Source organism: uncultured Stenotrophomonas sp., assembly GCF_963519125.1.
GTDB lineage: Bacteria > Pseudomonadota > Gammaproteobacteria > Xanthomonadales > Xanthomonadaceae > Stenotrophomonas.
This window is the reverse complement of sequence record NZ_CAUQLJ010000007.1, coordinates 191,253-210,416: the sequence shown is the minus strand read 5'-3', so window position 1 is coordinate 210,416 and position 19,164 is coordinate 191,253. Positions and strand designations below refer to the sequence as shown.

General features: G+C 67.1%; 18 protein-coding genes. 7 read left to right on the top strand and 11 right to left on the bottom strand.

What is annotated here, in order from left to right:
• Nucleotides 1-115: 115 nt before the first annotated feature.
• Entirely contained in the window at nt 116-1,309 is a 1,194-nt protein-coding gene (locus tag RYM47_RS08280) for an MFS transporter (RefSeq protein ID WP_049437741.1), read from the bottom strand.
• A 93-nt stretch (nt 1,310-1,402) separates the two neighbouring features.
• Here RYM47_RS08280 and RYM47_RS08275 point away from each other — a divergent pair, with 93 nt between their 5' ends.
• A complete protein-coding gene (locus RYM47_RS08275; protein ID WP_049437742.1) occupies nt 1,403-2,359 on the top strand; it encodes a LysR family transcriptional regulator in 957 nt (318 codons plus the stop codon).
• Between the two features lie 66 nt (nt 2,360-2,425).
• On the opposite strand, the gene RYM47_RS08270 is transcribed toward RYM47_RS08275, so the two are convergent.
• Complete coding sequence (locus RYM47_RS08270) at nt 2,426-3,883, bottom strand: amidohydrolase family protein (protein ID WP_315387120.1); 1,458 nt, start codon at nt 3,881-3,883, stop codon at nt 2,426-2,428.
• Between the two features lie 51 nt (nt 3,884-3,934).
• A complete protein-coding gene (locus tag RYM47_RS08265; protein ID WP_217013558.1) occupies nt 3,935-4,636 on the bottom strand; it encodes an ankyrin repeat domain-containing protein in 702 nt (233 codons plus the stop codon).
• Nucleotides 4,637-4,758: 122 nt separating this feature from the next.
• On the opposite strand from RYM47_RS08265, the gene RYM47_RS08260 reads away from it, so the two are divergent.
• The 3 genes from RYM47_RS08260 to RYM47_RS08250 all read left to right on the top strand — a co-directional run bounded on the left by RYM47_RS08260 (nt 4,759) and on the right by RYM47_RS08250 (nt 6,891).
• Complete coding sequence (locus tag RYM47_RS08260; protein ID WP_315387118.1) at nt 4,759-5,640, top strand: LysR substrate-binding domain-containing protein; 882 nt, start codon at nt 4,759-4,761, stop codon at nt 5,638-5,640.
• 163 nt (nt 5,641-5,803) lie between these two features.
• Entirely contained in the window at nt 5,804-6,277 is a 474-nt protein-coding gene (locus RYM47_RS08255; RefSeq protein WP_054171958.1) for a DUF3806 domain-containing protein, read from the top strand.
• Between the two features lie 176 nt (nt 6,278-6,453).
• Nucleotides 6,454-6,891, top strand: a complete 438-nt coding sequence (locus RYM47_RS08250; RefSeq protein WP_053443209.1) for a DUF3806 domain-containing protein — start codon at nt 6,454-6,456, stop codon at nt 6,889-6,891.
• A 49-nt stretch (nt 6,892-6,940) separates the two neighbouring features.
• On the opposite strand, the gene RYM47_RS08245 is transcribed toward RYM47_RS08250, so the two are convergent.
• Nucleotides 6,941-8,101 carry an amidohydrolase family protein gene (locus tag RYM47_RS08245; protein ID WP_315387116.1) on the bottom strand — a complete coding sequence of 387 codons (1,161 nt, stop codon included), beginning with the start codon at nt 8,099-8,101 and terminating at the stop codon, nt 6,941-6,943.
• A gap of 183 nt (nt 8,102-8,284) precedes the next feature.
• Here RYM47_RS08245 and RYM47_RS08240 point away from each other — a divergent pair, with 183 nt between their 5' ends.
• Nucleotides 8,285-8,926 carry a hypothetical protein gene (locus tag RYM47_RS08240; protein ID WP_049437752.1) on the top strand — a complete coding sequence of 214 codons (642 nt, stop codon included), beginning with the start codon at nt 8,285-8,287 and terminating at the stop codon, nt 8,924-8,926.
• Between the two features lie 7 nt (nt 8,927-8,933).
• On the opposite strand, the gene RYM47_RS08235 is transcribed toward RYM47_RS08240, so the two are convergent.
• Nucleotides 8,934-9,566, bottom strand: a complete 633-nt coding sequence (locus RYM47_RS08235; RefSeq protein ID WP_315387114.1) for a hypothetical protein — start codon at nt 9,564-9,566, stop codon at nt 8,934-8,936.
• A 104-nt stretch (nt 9,567-9,670) separates the two neighbouring features.
• On the bottom strand, nt 9,671-12,397 hold the full coding sequence (locus RYM47_RS08230; protein WP_049437754.1) for a TonB-dependent receptor: 2,727 nt from the start codon (nt 12,395-12,397) through the stop codon (nt 9,671-9,673).
• A 218-nt stretch (nt 12,398-12,615) separates the two neighbouring features.
• Here RYM47_RS08230 and RYM47_RS08225 point away from each other — a divergent pair, with 218 nt between their 5' ends.
• The gene (locus RYM47_RS08225; protein WP_049437756.1) at nt 12,616-13,215 is read left to right on the top strand and encodes a GNAT family protein; all 600 of its coding nucleotides are present in this window, start codon (nt 12,616-12,618) and stop codon (nt 13,213-13,215) included.
• On the opposite strand, the gene RYM47_RS08220 is transcribed toward RYM47_RS08225, so the two are convergent.
• Both RYM47_RS08220 and RYM47_RS08215 read right to left on the bottom strand, forming a co-directional pair.
• On the bottom strand, nt 13,212-13,985 hold the full coding sequence (locus RYM47_RS08220; protein WP_053443825.1) for a CDP-diacylglycerol diphosphatase: 774 nt from the start codon (nt 13,983-13,985) through the stop codon (nt 13,212-13,214). The genes RYM47_RS08225 and RYM47_RS08220 overlap by 4 nt on opposite strands.
• Before the next feature lie 68 nt (nt 13,986-14,053).
• Nucleotides 14,054-14,710 (bottom strand): decarboxylase, encoded by a 657-nt coding sequence (locus RYM47_RS08215; RefSeq protein ID WP_315387111.1) that lies wholly within the window; start codon nt 14,708-14,710, stop codon nt 14,054-14,056.
• Nucleotides 14,711-14,881: 171 nt separating this feature from the next.
• On the opposite strand from RYM47_RS08215, the gene RYM47_RS08210 reads away from it, so the two are divergent.
• Complete coding sequence (locus RYM47_RS08210; RefSeq protein ID WP_049437761.1) at nt 14,882-15,178, top strand: I78 family peptidase inhibitor; 297 nt, start codon at nt 14,882-14,884, stop codon at nt 15,176-15,178.
• Between the two features lie 96 nt (nt 15,179-15,274).
• Here the strand turns inward: RYM47_RS08210 and RYM47_RS08205 are convergent, their stop codons facing one another.
• The 3 genes from RYM47_RS08205 to lldD form a co-directional block, all read right to left on the bottom strand.
• Nucleotides 15,275-16,159, bottom strand: coding sequence for a hypothetical protein (locus tag RYM47_RS08205; protein ID WP_315387110.1), 885 nt, complete (start codon nt 16,157-16,159; stop codon nt 15,275-15,277).
• Nucleotides 16,160-16,320: 161 nt separating this feature from the next.
• Entirely contained in the window at nt 16,321-18,027 is a 1,707-nt protein-coding gene (dld, locus tag RYM47_RS08200; protein WP_315387109.1) for a D-lactate dehydrogenase, read from the bottom strand.
• Nucleotides 18,024-19,163, bottom strand: coding sequence for an FMN-dependent L-lactate dehydrogenase LldD (lldD, locus tag RYM47_RS08195; protein ID WP_054171968.1), 1,140 nt, complete (start codon nt 19,161-19,163; stop codon nt 18,024-18,026). The genes dld and lldD overlap by 4 nt, the downstream gene beginning before the upstream one ends.
• Nucleotide 19,164 lies beyond the last annotated feature (1 nt).

The window sequence follows — 19,164 nt, the reverse complement described above, 5'->3', positions numbered from 1 at the left end:
CTGTTGCCGTTGCTGTTGCTGTTGCTGTTGCTGTTGCTGTTGCTGTTGCCGTTGCTGTTGCCGTTGCTGTTGCCTCCAGCAGGTGCAGGGCTGCAAGCCCTGCCGAACACCACCCCTACTTCAAACGCAGCAGCAGGCTGCCGCCCGCACATACCACCGCCAACCAGGCCACGCCGTGCCACCCCCACTGCGCCAGCGCCAGGCTACCCAGCGCACCACCGGCAGCCATGCCGATGAACATGCCGGTGAACAGCAACGCATTGAGCCGGCTACGTGCCGGCGGCACCAGGCCATAGACCAGCGTCTGGTGCGCCACCAGCGCCGACTGGAAGCCGAAGTCGAACAGCAGCGCACTCACCACCAGCAGCGGCAGCAGCGCGACGGCCGGCAGCCAGGACTCGGCCAGCAGCAGGCCGAAGCCCAGCAACGCCACCGCGATCGCCAGCCGCGCCACTGCATGGCAACCCAAGCGATCGGCGAATCGACCCGCAAATGGTGCGGCCAGTGCACCGGCCGCACCCGCAATACCGAACGCACCCGCCGCCGCACTGCCCAGGCCCAGACGAGCATGCAGCATCAGCGCCAGCGTCGACCAGAACGCACTGAAACCCACCGCCAGCAGCGACTGGCTGGCCACCGCACGGCGCAGCTGCGGCTGCTCGCGCCACAACGCCAACAACGATCCCAACAACGCCGGATAGCGCAGCGTGCTGGTCGGTGCGAAACGCGGCAGCGCACGCGCCATCACCACACCCATCGCCGCCACCGATACTGCAGCCAGCACAAACTGCGTGCGCCAGCCCCACGCTTCAGCCACCACACCGCTGACCACCCGCGACAACAGGATGCCCAGCAACAAGCCGGTCATCACCCGGCCGACGATCTGCCCGCGCTGCGCATCCGGTGCCAGCACCGCAGCGGCGGGCACGATGTCCTGCGCCAGCGTGGCCATCAGCCCGACCAGCAGGCTGGCCATCAGCAGGCCCGGCAGGTGCCCGGCCATCGCTGCAGCGCCCAATGCCAGTGCCAGCAATGCAGATTTCAACAGGATCAGGTTGCGACGGTCGAAGCGGTCGCCCAGCGGCGCCAGCAACAGGATGCCCAGTGCATAGCCGAGCTGGGTCAGGGTCGGTACCAGGCCAGCGGCGCGCTCACCCGCGCCGAGGTCCTGGGCGATCAGGCCCAGCATCGGCTGGCTGTAATAGAGCGAGGCGACCGAGAAGCCGGCGCCGGCCGCCATTGCCAGCACCAGCGGGGTGGAGGGTGCAGTCGCGGGTGCGGCGGCAACGGACAGCGAAGGGGTAGACATGGGGGAGTCCGGTGGAAGAAGTGGGCGTATCCTGCCCGCATTCGCCCAACGTCTGTAGTAGGCTGAAATACATATCATTCATACGCCATACGCATGACCGAGCTCACCGCTGGCGCCGATCGCCTGGATCTGCTGCGCACCTTCCTGCGCATCGTCGATGCCGGCAGCCTGTCTGCCGCAGCCGCGCAGCTGGGCACCACCCAGCCAACGGTCAGCCGACGCCTGCAGGCCCTGGAGCGGCAGCTCGGCCTGCGCCTGCTGCTGCGCTCCACCCATGGCCTGCAACTGACCGAGGATGGCCTGCGCTGCCAGCGCCATGCGCAACGCGTGGTCGACGAATGGGAGTCGCTGCAGGCCGAACTGCACGGAGAGCCAGAAACACTGCGCGGCCGCCTGCGGGTGATGGTGCCGCACGCCTTCGGCCAGGCGCAGCTGTTGCCGACCATGCTCGCGTTCCTCGCCCGGCATCCGCAGCTGAGCCTGGAGTGGATCCTTGAAGATCGGCGTCCGGATTTCATCGCGGAAGGCATCGACTGCGCGGTCCGGGTGGGCCCGGTTGACGAACCGCGCATGGTCGCGCTGCCGCTGGCCGAAGTACCGCGCATCGTCGTGGCGGCGCCCTCGCTGGTGGACGCCACGGCAGTCAGTACGCCGGAACAGGCGCAGTCACTGCCGTGGATCTCGCTGGTCACCTACTACCGCGAACGCCTGCTGCTGCATGACGCGCAGGGGCGCGCGCATACTCTTTCGATCAGCCCGCGACTGCTCAGCGACAACCTGTTCGTGGTGCAGCAGGCCGCATGTGCCGGGCTGGGCGCAGCGGTGGTCTCGGCCTGGCTGGTGGCCGACGACCTCGCACAAGGGCGGCTGGTGCAGCTGCTGCCGGACTGGCAGGCACCGCCACTGCCGGTACACGTGGTATTTCCCGCAGCGCGCCAGCAGCCGCCGCGGCTGCGCGCCTTCATCGATGCGATGAAGGCCGCACTACCGCAGCTGCACGGCATGCGGCCGGCGCCGCGCCAGGTCACCGGCCGCCTCATCCACGCATAGCGTGGATTTCGTTCAAGACCACAGGGTCAGAGCCCTTCCCGTTGGAAAGGGATGCGACCCTGTCGATCATTGCGCCTTCGCCGCCTCGGCATTCCACGCCGCAACCTTGGCCTTGGTCTCGGCCAGCATCTTGTCCAGCGCGGCGCGGTCATACACGTTCCCGCGCAGGATCACGCTGTCGATCTTCTCGGTGGCGGCAATGTCCTGCAGAGGATTGGCGGTCAGCAGCACCAGATCGGCAGCCTTGCCCTGCGCAACGCTACCGTAACGGTCCATCTGGCCGAACCAGGCCGGACCGGAACGGGTTGCGGCCGACAGCGCCTGCGGCGCGCTCAGGCCTTCCTTCACGAACAGCTGCAGTTCCTGGTGCAGGGCGATGCCCGGGAAGTTGAACGAATTGAGGAAGCCTGCATCGGTGCCGGCGATGATCGTTACGCCCGCCTCCTGCAGCATCGGCAGCACTGCGGCCACCTGGTGGTACTGCGCGTGGCGCGCTTCGATCTGCGCCGGCGTGGCTTTCGCCGCGCGGTCCACGCGCCACTGGTAGGTCGCACGCAGGCCCGGGCCGATGTAGGCCAGGTACGGATCGTTGGCGTGGTCATCCTGGTCAAGGAAGTCGAGGATGCGGCCACCGTTGAGGGTCGGGGTCACGAATACGCCACGCTTGGCGAAATCACGGTAGGCGTGCATCGCAGTGTCACGGTCGAAGCTGGCGTCGAGGCGGCGGTTGGCTTCGGCACGGTCGATGCGGCCGGCACCGAAGTCGGCGGCGATCTTCGCTTCGTCTTTGCTGCCGGCCTTGAATGCGTAGTCCAGGTGCTCGATCGAAGCCAGACCGGCATCGACCGCCTGCTCCACGGTCAGCGCCATCGGGATGTGGCCCGACGCCTTGAACCCGGCCTTGCGCGCAGCACTGGCCGAGTACAGGAACAGTTCCGGCTTCAGCGTGCTGTCGGTGATCTTCACGAAATCGACCTTGTCGTGCTGCAGGCGGGCGATCGCCTTGTCGGCGTCGGCCTCGCTGCCCACTTCGATCGTGCCCTTCCAGACCGGCTTGATGCCTTCGATCTTCGCGCCGGAACTGAGCAGGCGCGGGCCGAACAGCGTGCCCTTGGCGATCTCGCCGCGCCACTGCAGCACCTGCTCGGGCAGATCGCCGGAACAGTCACGCACGGTGGTGATGCCGTGCGCGATGTACAGCGGCAGCAGCGCCTTGTTCTCTTCGATCAGCGCCGGGCCACCGCCGAAGTGCACGTGCATGTCCCACAGCCCCGGGATCAGGTACTTGCCCTTGGCGTCAATCTGGCGGGCCGCGCTCCACTGGCTGCGCAGCTGCGCGTCCGGGCCGACAGCGACGATGTCCTCGCCACGGATCACCACGCTCTGCCCGGCCAGGGTGCTGGCGTGCTCGACATCGACCACGGTGGCATTGCGGATCAGCAGGTCGGCGCGCTCGGCAGCAGACGCCGACAGCGGCGCTACTGCAAGGAGGATGGCAAGGGACAACGGACGGGAACGGGACATGGACAGCATCCTGGTGGGCACGCCCAGCGTGCGGGTGGAAGGGGTTTGCATTCAGCGCACCGCGCCGTGCTGGCGCAGCAGGGTCTCAATTCCGGTATAGCCGCGCTGGCGCGCGTGTGCCAGCGGCGTTACGCCATCGCCGTCGGCCAGCTCTGGGTCGGCACCGGCCTCCAGCAGCAGCTGCACGATCTGCACGTGGCGCGCACCACCGTCGCCGAGCAGGATCGCTTCCAGCAGCGCGGTCCAGTGCAGGCGGTTGACATGATCGACCGCCACGCCCGCGCGTAGCAGCGTACGCACGGTGGCGACGTGGCCGCGCTCGGCGGCCGGAATCAGCGCGGTGCCACCATAGCGGTTGGTGCTGCGCAGATCGGCGCCATGCGCCAGCGTCATCGCCAGGATCTCGTCCAGGCCACGCGCACCGGCATACAGGTAGGCGCTGTCCTGCAACGCATCCTTGGCGTTGACGTCGGCGCCGGCTTCGATCAGCTCACGCGCGGCATCCACGTTGTCGCCGTGTGTGGCCAGCAGCAGCGCGGTGCGGCCCTGGCCATCGCGCGCCTCCAGCGTGGCGCCATCCTCGATCGCCTGCCGCACCGCGTCGGCGTCGCCGCGGCTGGCGGCATCACGCAGGCGGCCATCGACGTCGGCCTTGGACGTTGCGGTGCAGGCCGGGGTGACCATGGCCAGCAGGCACAACAGCAGCACGCGCGCCAACGGCGCAGGCCAGCCAGGGGAACGATGGACGCGCATGGCAGTGTCTCCTCATGTCCGTCGCCACGGAGCGCCGGGCGACGGTAGCAACAGCCGGGCATTGCCGGCCCCTGCCCTGCATGGTAGAAGTCGGCTCGGGTATCCAGAAGTGAAATGTTCAAATGCAAGACAGTGCCAAATCGAATAGAACCCTGTTCGAACTGGACCTGCTGCGGGCGCTGGTGATGGTGGCCGACTGCGGCAGCTTCACCACGGCGGCCACGCGCCTGCATTCGACCCAGTCCACGGTCAGCCAGAAGGTACGCCGGCTGGAGGAACTGGCCGGGCATCGCCTGCTCGAACGCGGCCACCGCGACGTGCACCCCACCGACGCCGGCCACACCCTGCTCGGCTACGCGCGGCGCATGCTCGACCTGAACGAGGAAATGGCACAGGCGCTGGCCGGCGCGACGGTGGAGACCGCCGTCCGCATCGGCGTGCCCGAGGATTTCGTCAACGCGCAGACCACGCGCATGCTGGCTGCCTTCAGCCGTCGCCACCCGCAGGTGAAGCTGGAGATCAGCAGCGGCCTCAGCCGCGACCTGGCGCAGGGCTTCGACCACGGCGAGTTGGACCTGGTGCTGGTCAAGCAGCGCCGCAACAGCCGCCAGGCCGTGCACTGCCGCCGCGAGCCGATGCACTGGATCGACAGCCTGCGCAGCAGCTGCCTGCTGCAGGACCCGTTGCCACTGGTCACCTTCCCACCACGCGGGCTGTACCGCGACGAGATGATCCACGCCGTGGAAGCGCTGGGCCTGCGCTGGCGCATCGCCTTCACCAGCTCGTCGCTGAGCGGTATCCAGGGCGCGGTGGCCGACGGCATCGGCATCAGCCTGCTGCCCCGCCGCGCGGTCACCCGCGAACACCACATCATCGATGGCGAGCGTGAGCTGCCGGTGATCGACAACTACGAAATCGGCCTGCTGCATCGTGCCGACGCCGACGATGCCGTGCGCGCACTGGCCAGCGAGCTGTGGCGCCAGGTGCAGCGCGAACCGGACTGACCGCGGTAGATCCACGTCATGCGCGGATAGAAACGACGCTCCGGCATCGAAAAGGGGCACTGGTGTGCCAGCAAATACACGCTTGTCGTAAAAGGCCCGCTGATGGCGTACCCAGGGCCTGGGCGATAGGGTGGCGAACGCCCTTCTCCGGATTACCCCGCCTATGACCAGCACGTACCAGGTTACTTTGACCCCTGCTCCGAAGGACGAAGCCGATATCCGGTTCGATCCGCTGCCACCTGCACTTATCGCGCATATGCAGCAGCAGCGTGCACAGGTTGCTGCCCATGTCGCATCTTCGTTCCCCACCGTGCCTGTTCAATGGCCGCTGCTGCCGAGCACGCTACAACGCGTAGTCGATGCAGAACTGATCGATCACGATGATTGTGACGGTTGGGAAGCACTAGGGGTCGCATTCGGTGACTGTCTGGCACAGCGTGTACCGGAACTTGCCTGGACCCAGGTAACCGATGCCTGGGGCGTCGATGCGGTTCTCCGCTATGGAGAGGCCAATAGCATTGTCAGCGTCGTCACCCTGTTGATCAAGCGCGTCGAAGAAGGCGAGGCCATCGAGATCAATCATCTGCTTGAAGCCCTCGAGGAGTTCGTCATCCAGCAAGCGCGCAAGTCCAGCTGAGCCCATGAGAGGACGATTGAGCCGCGCAGAATGACGTATACGGACCTTGATGTTGCAGCTGCGGGAGCAATCTGAGTTCGCGCATTGATCATCGATATCTGATCAGACCTGCCGCGCCAAGGCACTACATCGCCGGCTACAGTGACTCTTGTTTCCGTGGTCCACGGCGCCTTGCCATGTCCGACGAAATTCCCACCCATTTCGATCCCCTGCCCGCTGCCCTGCAGACGCATCTGCAGCACCAGCGTTCGCTGATCGCCGCGCGCGTGGCCGCCGGCTTTCCGACGTTGCCGGTACAGTGGCCGCTGGCGGCCACCACCCTGCAGCGCGTGGTCGATGCCGAGCTGATCGATCGTGACGACTGCGACGGCTGGGAAGCACTGGGCGTGGCCTTCGGTGACACCCTGGCCCAGCGCGTGCCGGGCCTGGCCTGGATGCAGGTGACCGATGCCTGGGGCATCGACGCGGTGCTGCGCTATGCCGACAGCAGCCTGCAGATCGGCGCCAGCACGCTGCTGCTCAAGCGCGTCGAGCAGGGCGAGATCATCGACATCGCCCATCTGCTGGCGTGGCTTGAGGAATTCATCGCCACCCGCGCCGACGATTACGCCTGAAAGGTCGCCGAGCATGGCTCGGCCCTACAGGCGGTTGCGCGGCGTGGATCTACAGCCAGCGGCCGTCGACCACCACCCTGCGCTCCACCGGCACCCCGGCCACGGCGGCCGGGCCGTGGTCGGCACGCACGGCCAGGAACGTGGCCGGCCGGCCTTCGGCAATACCATGCTGCGGCAGGCCGATCGCCTGCGCGGCATGGGTGGTGACCATGTCCAGCGCCAGCATCAAGTCGGCATCGGTGTAGAAGCCGGACCGGTAGCCCAGCAACATCGCCCGCTGCAGCAGGTCGCCATTGCCATACGGCCACCAGCAGTCGCGGATGTTGTCGTTGCCGGCGAACACGCGCACGCCGGCATCATGCAGTGCGCGCAGCGGCGGGAACGGATGATCACCCGGCGCGTTGCTCATGATCGCCACACCCGCCGTGGCCAATGCTTCGCCCACCTGAAGCGCGCGCGCCAGCGGCACGTCGCCCAGCGCATAGGCATGGCTGACCGCAACACGCCCCTGCAGGCCGACGGCGCGTGTCCGCGCGGCGATGCGCAGCAGCTGCGCCAGGCCGGTTTCGCCCGGCTCGTGCAGATGGATGTCCAGCTGCACGCCGTAGTGCTCGGCCAGGCCGAACAGCAGCGCCAGCTGGCCTTCGGCATCACCATCGAGCGTGGTCGGGTCGATGCCGCCGAGCACTTCCACGCCCGCGGCAAGCGCCTGCTCCAGTACGGTGGCGGTACCCGGACAGGACATCACCCCGGCCTGCGGGAATGCCACCAGCTGGATGCGCATGATGTCGGCGCAGCGCAACGCCGCCTCGCGTACGGCTTCGAGATGGCCAAGCCCGGTGCTGGCGTCGATATCGACATGGCAGCGCATCGCCACCGTACCGAAAGCACTGCACTGGCGGATCAGCGCCTCGGCACGGTCCACCATCGGTGCCGCACCCGCCACCGCCGCCTTCTCCACCGCCAGCCGCTCACGCAGGCTGTTCACCGGCTGGTGCGGGTGCCAACGGTCGCCGACAAAGCTCTTGTCGAGATGGATGTGGCCGTCGACCAGCCCAGGCAGCACCGCGAAGCCATGCAGGTCGACGCATTCCGCCCCGTCATCCGGCGCGGCCTCACCATTGAGGCCGCTGATGCGGCCATCACGGATATGAAAATGCAGCGGCGCACCGTTGCGGTCGACACCGCCATGGACGAACTGGAGGGTCATCGGGAACTCCCGGAATGCCAAGACTGCCGCCATCGTGCGCCCCGCCGCCACCATCGGCCAACGAAATATCTGGATGGCACACATTCACCAGAACGATGACTACCCCTGCGACAACCGGTCGCAGCCACGCCGTGCACACCCCTGAACGGGTAACATGGGCGCCTGTTTCCGTTGTGATGCCGCATGGGCCCGTCCGACCGCCACGATCGTCTCCGCCGCTGGCAGGCCGCGTCCCTGCTTGCCGCCGCCCCGATCGCCAGCCTGTCCGCCACTGATGCAGCGGCCGCTGCGCCGCTGCAGTCGCCGCCGGGCCAGCAGCGCATCGCCCCGGCGGCACTGGTCGAGCGACTGCACCAGCGCGTGCTGTCCGGGCAGAGCGCCACCGCCACGCTGGAACACTGGTGCGCCGAGCATGGCCTGGCCGAACAGGCGCGGGTGCGCGCGGTGCGCATACACGGCCAGGACAAGCCTGCCCCCGCCGACGTGCTGCAGGCGCTGGGCGCGACGCCGGGTACCGAACTGCGCTATCGCCGCGTGCAGCTGGTCTGCGGCAGCCGCGTACTGTCCGAGGCCGACAACTGGTACCTGCCCGGCCACCTCAGCCCGGCCATGAACCAGGTGCTGGACAGCACCGACGAACCGTTCGGCCGCGTGGTCGGCCCGCTCGGTTTCCAGCGCCAGACCCTGACTGACCAGACGTTCTGGCCGCCGCGGGGTGAAGGCGATCACGGCGTGATCCTGGAGGTGCGTGCCTTGTTGCGCGACCGCCAGCAGCAGCCTTTCAGCTACGTCATCGAGTCGTACCTGGTACAGGCGCTGCCGTAGCGCGACGCTACTGACCCGTGATGGCGTTGGCGGCCGGGTCCACCGAGAACACGAAACGCCCACCGTGCTGGTCCCTGCCCCACGTCATCGGTGCCGTGGTCAGGCTGTAGACCGGCCTTGCCTTGTCCATGCCGATCGCCTCGGACCAGGCGCTGAAATCCTCATCGGTGCGGCTGCGGATCTCGCCGACACACAGGCTGTAGCCACACGCAAAAGACACCAGCGTGCCGTCGCTGCCGATGAGCCGGGTCGCGGCCGTCCTGTAGAGCCGGGTCAGGTCCTGCACTTCCGGGTGGCCCGCCGCATCCTGCTCGAACTGGCTGATCGCCTGCGCAAAGGCGTTGTCTGAGCCCAGGATCACGTCGCTCTTTTCCGCCGACAGTGCTCCTTCAGTCAACAGCAAGCGCTCGCCCTCGAGGAAGTGTCCCTCCAGATCCGCAGGTCCTTGCCCGGCCGTCGCACGCGTCGATGCCGTTGGCACGCGCGCTGATCCAGCATCGGTCACTGCGTTGGAAAGAGACGGCACGGGCGCGGCACTGGCCGCCTCCGCAGCATCGTCCACACTGGCCGCCTGCTTGCTGCTGCAACCGGCAATGGCCGGCACGGCAATCACACTCCACACTCTGGCATCCATGCGCATCATCCTCCGGGTATCGCCACAGCATGCCACGCGCGCAGCGGCAGCACCGGTGCACTGCACAAAGAAAAGCCCGGCAATGCCGGGCCTTTCGTTCGCCTGCTCGATCAGCGGAACCGGTAGTCCAGCTGCACCCAGTACTGGCGGCCATACGGGTCGTAGTTGCCGACCGGGTAGAACGGCCAGCCGCCACCGTTCTTGTCCGCCGGCGGGCGGCTGTCACGCAGGTTGTTGACGATCACGCCCACCGACAGGTTCTCGCCGAACTGGCGGAACACGCTGGCGTTGTACGTCATGTACGGCGCGATGCGGCCACTGCCATCGGTCTTCGGCAGCGAGCCGAAGCGGTTGCCGTACAGCGTGGTGGTCCAGTCACCCTGGTTCCAGGTGATACTGCCGTTGGCCTTGCTGCGCCACTGGTAGTCATCCAGCGAATTGCGGATGTCACGCTCCGGATCATCGGAGAACTGCCGGTATTTGTGCTCCAGCACCACCGTGTAGGCCAGGCGCGTGGTGAAGCGGCCATAACGGCCGGCATCGAAACGCCAGTTGCCCTTCAGGTCCAGGCCACGAACCGATTCGGAGGCGGCGTTGATCGGATTGATCAGCACACGGGTCACCTGGTCCGGCTGCACGGTTGCGTTGGACGGGTTGCGGATCACCCGCGACAGCGCGTCCTGGCACAGCGGTGAACCGATATCGCGCGCTTCGCCGCCCAGCGTGCGGCCCAGGCGGCAATCGGCCTCGTCACGCAGGATGCGGCTGGTATCGAGGCTGGTCACCTCGTTGTCGATGCGGATGTCGTAGTAGTCGGCACTGAAATCCAGGCCAGACAGCGGCGACCAGACCACGCCGAAGCCATAGGACTTGGCCGATTCCGGCTGCAGCTGCGCATTGGCGCGGTTGCTGTAGTCGATCGACAGGCCGTTGTAGTCACAGTTGTCGTACGACTGGCCTGCGGTGCGGCAGCGCCAGTAGTCGGTCATGCCCGGGTTGTAACCGCGCGTCTCCGTCGCGAACACATAGTTCATGTCCGGCGCCCGGAAACTGGTCGCCGCCGTACCACGGATCAGCAGGCTCTCGATCGGACGGAACTCGACGCCAAAGCTCCAGGTCGCCTTGCCGATGTGCTCGCCACCCGCACGGTACTGGTCGTAACGGCCGGCCAGCGTGGTGGTCAGCGACTGCAGCAGCGGCAACTGCAGCTCCACACCTGCGGCGTAGCGGTCACGCTCGCCACCGGCGCCGACGCCTGCACTGGTGTTCCAGAACTCGCCGGTTCCCAGGCGCGGGTCCGGGCGGTTGCGGTAGCCCTGGCTGCCGGCTTCGACCACCGCTGCCAATGCAGCGTCGCCACCGGGCAGCGCGAACAGGCGGCCGTTGACGCTGGCGCTGAAGGTCTGCAGCCATGCCGCATTGCGGCTTTCCTGGTAGTCGGACAGGCCCTCGTATTCGTTCGGGGTCAATGGCTTGAACAGGCGTGCCGGGTCCGGCGCATAGACCTCAACGCCATTGCGTACGCCCAGCTTCGGACCAAGCAGGTATTCGTTGATGCCGGCCAGCAGCACCGGGCGGCGGGTGCGGTTCTCGTAACGCGAGCGGCTGTAGACCGCCTCATAGTCCCAGCCACTGTCACCGATCTGGCCACGTGCGCCGACGTTGAACGACCACGAGTTTTCCAGGAAGCGGTTGGCATTGCGCGGCAGGCCGCCGATTTCCTCCGGCGCGAAGCGGCGGTACCAGCTTTCCAGATTGCCGGTGGTCTGGTTGTAGAAGTAGTTGCGCGCCGAGGTCCAGGTCGGCGCACGCGTGTTGTTGTAGATGCGCGCGCTGCCCACGGCGACATCGGCGAACAGATCGGTGGTCTCGTTGACGTGGAAGGTCAGCAGGCCATAGCCATTGAGGTTGCGCTTCTGGGTCTGCACGGTCCAGTAACTGGCTGCGGCCTCATTGCTGCCGCAGTACCAGCCCTGGCGCGGGTTGTTGGCGCGGAACACGCTCCCGCCATAGATGTCCGACGCTGCGTCGCAGCCGTTGACGCCCGGATCGATGTTGCGGCCGGTGGCAGCATTGCGGCGATAGGCGATCGCGGTCGCCTGCGGCGCCTTGCCGGCCGGGTCATCATCCAGCGAATCCATGAAGTCGCGCTGGCGCGCATGGATCGCCTTGCGCACATCGAACTCGAAGCCGAACAGCGCATCCCAACGCTCGCCGGAACTACCCCCGACCACCTGCGCGCGCTGGTTGTCACCACCGCCCTGCTGGGTGCCACCGGCGCGCACGTTCACGTCCACACCCTCAAAGCGGTCCTTGAGAATGATGTTGACCACACCGGCGATGGCATCGGAGCCATACACCGCCGACGCACCTGCCGCCAGGACCTCGATGCGCTCGATCAGCGCACTGGGAATGTTGGCCAGGTTGACCACGTTCACCGAGCCCTCGTAGGCCAGCGGGTAGTCGGCCTGGCGGCGGCCGTTGACCAGCACCAGCGTGCGGTTCGGGCCCAGCCCGCGCAGGTTGATGGTGTTGGCGGCCGGGGTGAAGGTATTGCCGAAGTCCTCGCCCTGCACGTTGCCGGTGTTCTCGGTCAGCGCGCTCAGCGCATCGAAGGCATTGCGGTAGCCCTGTGCATCGATCTGCTCCCGGCTGATCACCGTCACCGGCGAGGGTCCCTCGACACTGGCGCGCGGAATACGCGAGCCGGTGACCTTCACTTCCTGCAATGTGGTGGGTGCGCTTTCCTGCGCGAAGGCCGGCAGTGAGACCAGCATCAGGGACGACAGTGCGAGCACCAGCGGACGCGGGCGCGGCGCCTTGTGGGAGGCGGACATGGGCTTCCTGGGGAGTTTGGCGGGTGGTGGTACGGGACAGCGGCCTGTGCGGCACATAACGATCCCGTAACGAAAGTGTCCTGAATGGGGGGTTTCAACGGAAATGACCAGGCCTGATGGCCTTATGCCTGAACCGAATCAGACCCGCAGTGCCATCCGCCACACTTTTGCAACGTTTTGAATGGTGTGGCGCCGCGGGCACGGCCATCGTCCCGGGGATGATGACCCCGTATCCCACCTCCCCCCTTCCCCCGTTGCGCCCGGTGCTGCGCCGTCACCTGCTGCAGCTGCAGTCCGCACCGGTCACCCTGCGCCCCTTCCAGCGTACCGACCTGCCGCGCTGGCGCCTGTTCGATGACCGCCGTCGGCGCGGCCGCCGTCACCCCGGCGACATCGACGAGGAAGCACGCTTTCTCGCCCACATGCATCGCTCGCGCCTGGAGCAGGACAACGATCAGCTGCTGCTGGGAGTGTTCGACGACGAACACGGCACGGTGCTGGATCAGCTGCATATCCGCCTGCAGTCGCTGCACGCGCGCAGTGCCGAGTTGCTGTCGCTGCAGCACTGGCACCCGCATACCGACGCGGCGCTACGGGCGCTGTGCCCGTTCCTGTTCGAGGATGTCGGCCTGCATCGCCTGTTCGTGATGCTGCCACCGGACTGCAATGACCCGTTCGCCACTGCGCTGCACGCCTTCGGCTTCGAGCAGGAAGGCCTGCTGCGCGACCATCATCTGGACCTGGAGGGCTGGCAGGATCGCCAGCTGCTGGCGCTGACCGCACCGGTCTGGCGAAGCCGCCAGCAGCCCCAGGGTTAGCGGACCCGCTCCAGCGAGTCGCCTGCGCCGGTCAACACCGAGCAGGCGTGGTCCTGCAGCTCTTCAGCGCTGGCCTCGTTGCCGGTGCCGGCGTCCACACGGGTCGCCAGCAGAATGAAGCCCGGGCCGCCCTGCACTGCGTCCCGGCCGGCCACGACCAGGCTCCACTGGCCCACATCATCCACGCCTGCGAGGTCATAGGCCAGCAGATTGAGCGGATTGGCGGTCAGTTCCGCGCCCGGCAGCAGGCGGGCCTGGTACTGATGGCCGCGCAGCAGCACCGGCAACGGCGCCCAGCGGCTGCCCAGGGCGGCAGCATGCGTGTCCAGCGCCTGCAGCACGTCGGCACGCAGGCAATCCACATGGATATGCAACTGGTGCTGTGACCGGCCGTGCGGCGAGTTCAACGCCAGGCTGGCGACGTTGCGCGGCAGCGGTTGCCGCAAGGCCTGTTCGGTGTGGCTGCGCGCCTGCCAGGCTGCAGCGAAGTAGTTCGGTGCACCACGCTGGTACAGGCGGCGGTTCTCGATACCGCTGACCTTGTCCAGCGGCATCAGCAGGAACTGGTAGTCGCCGTGCGCGTCCTTGACCAGCACATCGCGGCGATCCGCGGCCGTCTCCACGCGCAGGCAGTCGCCGCGTGGACCTTCGGCGCCCCGGCAGTCACGTTCGATCAATCGCCATAACGCGTCGGAATGGGCCGGCGGCGGCGCGCTGGCACAGGCGGACAACAACAGCAGGGACGGCAGCAGGAAGGGGCGCAAGGACACGGAAACCACTCACGGAGCAGGCACGGCAGACAGCGCCGCGCTGCATTCTAGCCAGTGCGAAGCTGCAATCAGTAGGTGCCGAACGGCACTTCAACCACGATCGGCGCCTCGCCCTCACCCGCCTGCAGGCTGTAGCGATCCAGCGCGCCGTCGTCATCGGCGTGCGGCTGGCGCTGGAAATGCAGCCGGTAGCGGGTGTCCCCCAGGTGCACGGCGCTGCCGTCCGCATCCAGCGCGGCACCTTCCGGAATCAGCAGCCCACCCAGGTCGCTGTAGGCGCCAGGTACATCGGCGAAGCTGTAGTCGGCCAGCTCGTCCACCCGCTGCATCGCATAGACGTGCGGCACATAGGGACGTGCGGGGCTGCGGCCATTGCTCAGGTCGGTCACCCAGGCCTGCGGCAGGTGGTACTGCTCGCGCAGCGCGGCCACGCCCAGCGAGGGGCTGGCCACCTGCAGGCAGCACACGGCGCGCTTGCCCTCACGGTCGAGGATGGCGAAACGGTCACCGCGGGTGGCCGCCTGCGGCAGCATGGCAAACGCCAGATTGCGCTGCGCAGGCGCGTAGCCCGCTTCAGTCTGCAGGTTGCGCCAGGCGCCGAATACCGGGGATTCGACCGGCGCGGCTTCCGGATCGGCAGCGGAGGCGGCAAACGCCACGCCCAGCAACGACAACGCCAGCGCCGTCATCGTCTTGTCCTTGCCGCGGAAACTGCCTGCCGTCATACCGTATCCAACATCTGCGCCGGAAAGGCCCGGCCTGCCCGCTGGCGTACTGCCAGCCATTCCTCCCACTATGCAATGACCACGCTGTGCCGGCAATGACCGGGGCGCTGACGCCGTTCGCACGCTCGGTGCTATCGTTCCCGCCATCTTCCCCTGCGCAGGAGCGCTCGCATGTCCGCATTCCGTCTGTCCCTGTTGCTGCCGGCCTCTGCCCTGCTGCTGTCGGCCTGCGTCAGCACCCCTGGCCCGGAAGTCAAAGGCAGCGGCCGTTGTGACGCCAGCCAGCTGGGCTGGGCGATCGGCCAGCCGGCCAATGAGCCCAACATCCGCCGCCTGTCCCGCGAGAGTGGTGCCGGCCTGGTCAACCCGATCGGCCCCAGCACCATCACCACCAAGGACATCCGCCAGGACCGCCTGCGCGTGTTCGTGGACAAGGACAACATCATCACCGCCACCCGCTGCGAGTAAGCGCCGCCTCAGTTTTTGTAGAGCCGAGCCCACGCTCGGCTGCTCTGCGGTCGGGCCACGCGAGAACCCGAGTCGAGCATGGCTCGACTCTACACTTCAGGGTTCGGTATAGCCGGCGCAGTCCGGCAGCGCCTGGTCCGGGTGGAACATGCCCCCGCGGAAGTGGAACAACCGCGTATAGGTGCACGCCGGATCCTGCTCGGTGCGCAGGTCCTTCTTTCTCAGCGGCCCCTTGGCCAGCGAATCCTCGAAGCGTGAAACGCCGGCCGGGAACCGGGTCGCCACGGTCTGGTAGCGCAGCACCGGCATGCCCTCGGCAGCCGTATCCAGCACCAGCTTCGCCGAGAAGCCGTACTCGTCGTGACAGGCGCCTGCGCGCTGCTTGCTGTCCTGTTCGCTGAAACAGGCGCGGATCATCGCGTTACCCCGCCATGGCAGGGTCAGCACATCATCGTCCACCTGGATGTCGTCCTGCAGGTGGCGCACGCGTGCCAACTGCAGCGAGGACGCGTCGGCACCTCCACCGGAGTACATGGTGCTGAACGTGACGATGCCGCCCACCAGCACATTCTGGCGGGTGCGCTGCTGCGGGTCGGTCACTGTTTCATCGCTGCCCACGCCCGGGGCCAGGCGCACGATCCACGGCCACAGCGACAGCTCGCTTTCCTGCGACACGTCGATGCTGACGTGGTAGGTGTGAGGCTTGCCCTGGCCCGGCCCCTTCTCAAGCACTTCCAGCACGGTCGGCCGGTCACCCTCCTCGGCGACCGGCTGCACGCGCACGCACCAGTTGCCGTCCCGCGTGCAGTCATAAAGCCCCGACGGTCCAGTCTCACTCGCGATCAGCACCTGCCCCAATGGCTCCATCACATTACCGGCGGCATCGCGCTGCTGCGGTAGGATCGAGTCCTGGGCCAGCACCAGCACCGGGGTAGCCAGCAATGCAGCGAACAGGGTGGCAAGGGCGGTAGCGGTGGGCATGGAAGGCTCCTGCGGCTGGGCTTCCGATGGTAACCGTTGCCCGGGCGGCGGCGAGCCTGCTCGACATTGACTTTGTAGAGTCGAGCCATGCTCGACTGCTGTCTGTCGGGAAGAGCAGCCGAGCATAGGCTCGGCTCTACAGTAAAGCCACGTTGTATCCGTCAATGCCCACTACAGTCGCAGCCACCCCACCCCTTGGCCTTCGACGTCTGGCCGATACCGGGATTGAACGTATTGCTCGGGTCCAGCTGCCTGTAGAAGCCCGCCAGCGCCGGCTTGGCCGGATACAGGTGGCCGACATTGTGCTCGGCCGGATACTCGGCGCCCCGCTGGTCCAGCAATGCCCACATCGCATGCTCGATCGCCATCGGGTCTTCACCCTTGCGCGCGATGTAGTCCTGGTGGAACACGTGGCACAGGAAGTGCCCGTAATACAGCTTGTGCAGCAGGCGGCCATCGATATCCGCCGGTAGCTGCTCGAACCAGTCGGCATCGTCACGTCGCAGCGCGATGTCCAGCGCGACGATGTCCTGCACCTGGTCGCGATGCACTTCGCGGTAACGCACTGCGGCACCGGCCACGGCAAAGCGATGCAGGAACGCCTTGCGTCCCTCCTCTTCCGTGCAGTGGAAATAGCCGCCTTCGTGGCCAGCGAAGAAGTCGCGCAGCCAGGCTTCGGTTTGCGCTGCGTCCTGTGCGGACACCTTCAGCAACAGGTGATGCTCATAGCGCTGGCGGAACTCGCCCATGCGCTTGGGCAGGTGCGAGGGCAGAAGGCCGGTCAGCACCTGCATCACACGGTCGGTCACGCCGCGCAGGCCCAATCGCTCGAACCAGCCATCGACACGGCTCTTCAACGCGAACGCGGCGGGCACGCGGGAAGTGCCAAGGCGGTCGATCAGCAGGAAGCTGTCCTTGCCGTAGCGCTCGCCGATGTCATACGCATCACGGTGGATGTACTCACCGGCAATCGGCAGCCGCTCGAAGCCGGTCAGCAGCTGGCGACGGATCGCGGTCAGGCTGCCGGTGCGGTTGCTGCCGATGTAGAAGACCTCGGCGGCCTCCTTCTCGAAGGTGTCCAGGCGCACCGCGAACACCGCCAGCTTGCCGGCCGAACCCGCGGCTTCGTAGTGGCGGCTGGGATCGGCGTTGAAACGTGCCGGGGTATCGGCATCGACCTTGCGTACTTCCTCGGCATAGCGTGGATCGGAAGCCGCACGGCCGTCGCCATTGCCGACATCCGCCGCGCAGTAGTCGCCCACCTGCAGACGCTGCAGGATCTGCTCGGGCGTATCACCCAGCGCGATGCCCAGATGGTTGACCAGCTGCAGCTGGCCCTGCGCATCGACCTGCGCATACAGCGCCAGCTCGGTGTAGGCCGGGCCACGACGCACCAGCGCGCCGCCGGAGTTGTTGCAGATGCCACCCAGCACCGAGGCGCCGATGCAGGACGAGCCGATCACCGAATGCGGCTCGCGTCCCAGTGGTGCCAGTGTCTGCTCCAGGCGGTCCAGCGTGGCGCCCGGCAGGCACAGCACCTGGCGGCCTTCGTTCAACAGCTGGATGCCGGTCAGGCGCAGCGTGCTGACCAGCACGATCGGCCGCCCGTAGTCGTTGCCATCCGGAGTCGAGCCGCCGGTCAGGCCGGTATTGGCCGCCTGCAGGATGATCGCCGCCCCACCCTGCACTGCAGCCTGCAGCACGTGCCACAGTTCCAGCAGCGTACCCGGGCGCACCACCGCCAGCACCGGGCCGTCGCCGAAACGATAGCCACGGCGGAAGCGGCGCGTGGCCTTGTCGCCGGTCAGTACATGGCGGCTGCCGACTGCGTCGCGCAACTGCGCCAGCACGGCATCGTGGCCACTCATGGCAGGCTGACCAGCGAATCGCGGCCGATGTCGGCGATGCGACGCGCGCCGGTCAGTGTCATCGCCACGCGCATTTCCTTGGCGATCAGGTCCAGCAGGTTGGCCACGCCGGCCTCGCCCTGCGCGGCCAGTGCATAGACGAAGGCACGGCCAAGCAGCACGGTATCTGCACCCAGTGCCAGCATGCGCACCACGTCCAGGCCGGTGCGGATGCCCGAATCGGCGAGGATCTTCAGGTCGCCCTGCACCGCATCGGCGATGGCCGGCAATGCGCGGGCTGTGGACAGCACGCCATCGAGCTGGCGACCGCCGTGGTTGGAGACCACGATGCCATCGGCACCGAACTTCACCGCATCACGCGCGTCGTCCGGGTCGAGGATGCCCTTGATCACCATCGGCCCCTTCCAGAACTCGCGGATCCATTCCAGGTCCTTCCATGAAATGGACGGATCGAAGTTGCTGCCCAGCCAGCCGATGTAGTCCTCCAGCCCGGTCGGGTTGCCGCGGTAGGTGGAGATGTTGCCCAGGTCATGCGGGCGCCCGAACAGGCCCACGTCCCACGCCCAGTGCGGATGGGTGATGGCCTGGCCGATGCGGCGCAGCGAGGCGTTCGGGCCGCTCATGCCGGAGTGTGCATCGCGGTAGCGCGCACCCGGCACCGGCATGTCGACGGTGAACACCAGCGTGGTCACGCCCGCGGCCTGCGCCCGCTCCAGCGCATTGCGCATGAAGCCACGGTCGCGCAGCACATACAGCTGGAACCACATCGGCCGCTGGATGGCCGGTGCCACTTCCTCGATCGGGCACACCGACACCGTGGACAGGGTAAACGGGATGCCCCGGCTGTCGGCCGCGCGCGCCGCCTGTACTTCACCGCGCCGCGCGTACATGCCGGTCAGCCCGACCGGCGCCAGCGCCACCGGCATCGCCAGTTGTTCACCGAACAGTTCGGTTTCCAGGCTCAGGTCGGACATGTTGCGCAGGATGCGCTGGCGCAGCGCGATGTCGGACAGGTCGGAAACGTTGCGCTTCAGCGTGTGCTCGGCATACGCGCCGCCATCGATGTAGTGGAACAGGAACGGCGGCAGCCGGCGTTGCGCTGCGGCACGGTAATCGGTGGAGGCGGAGATGATCATG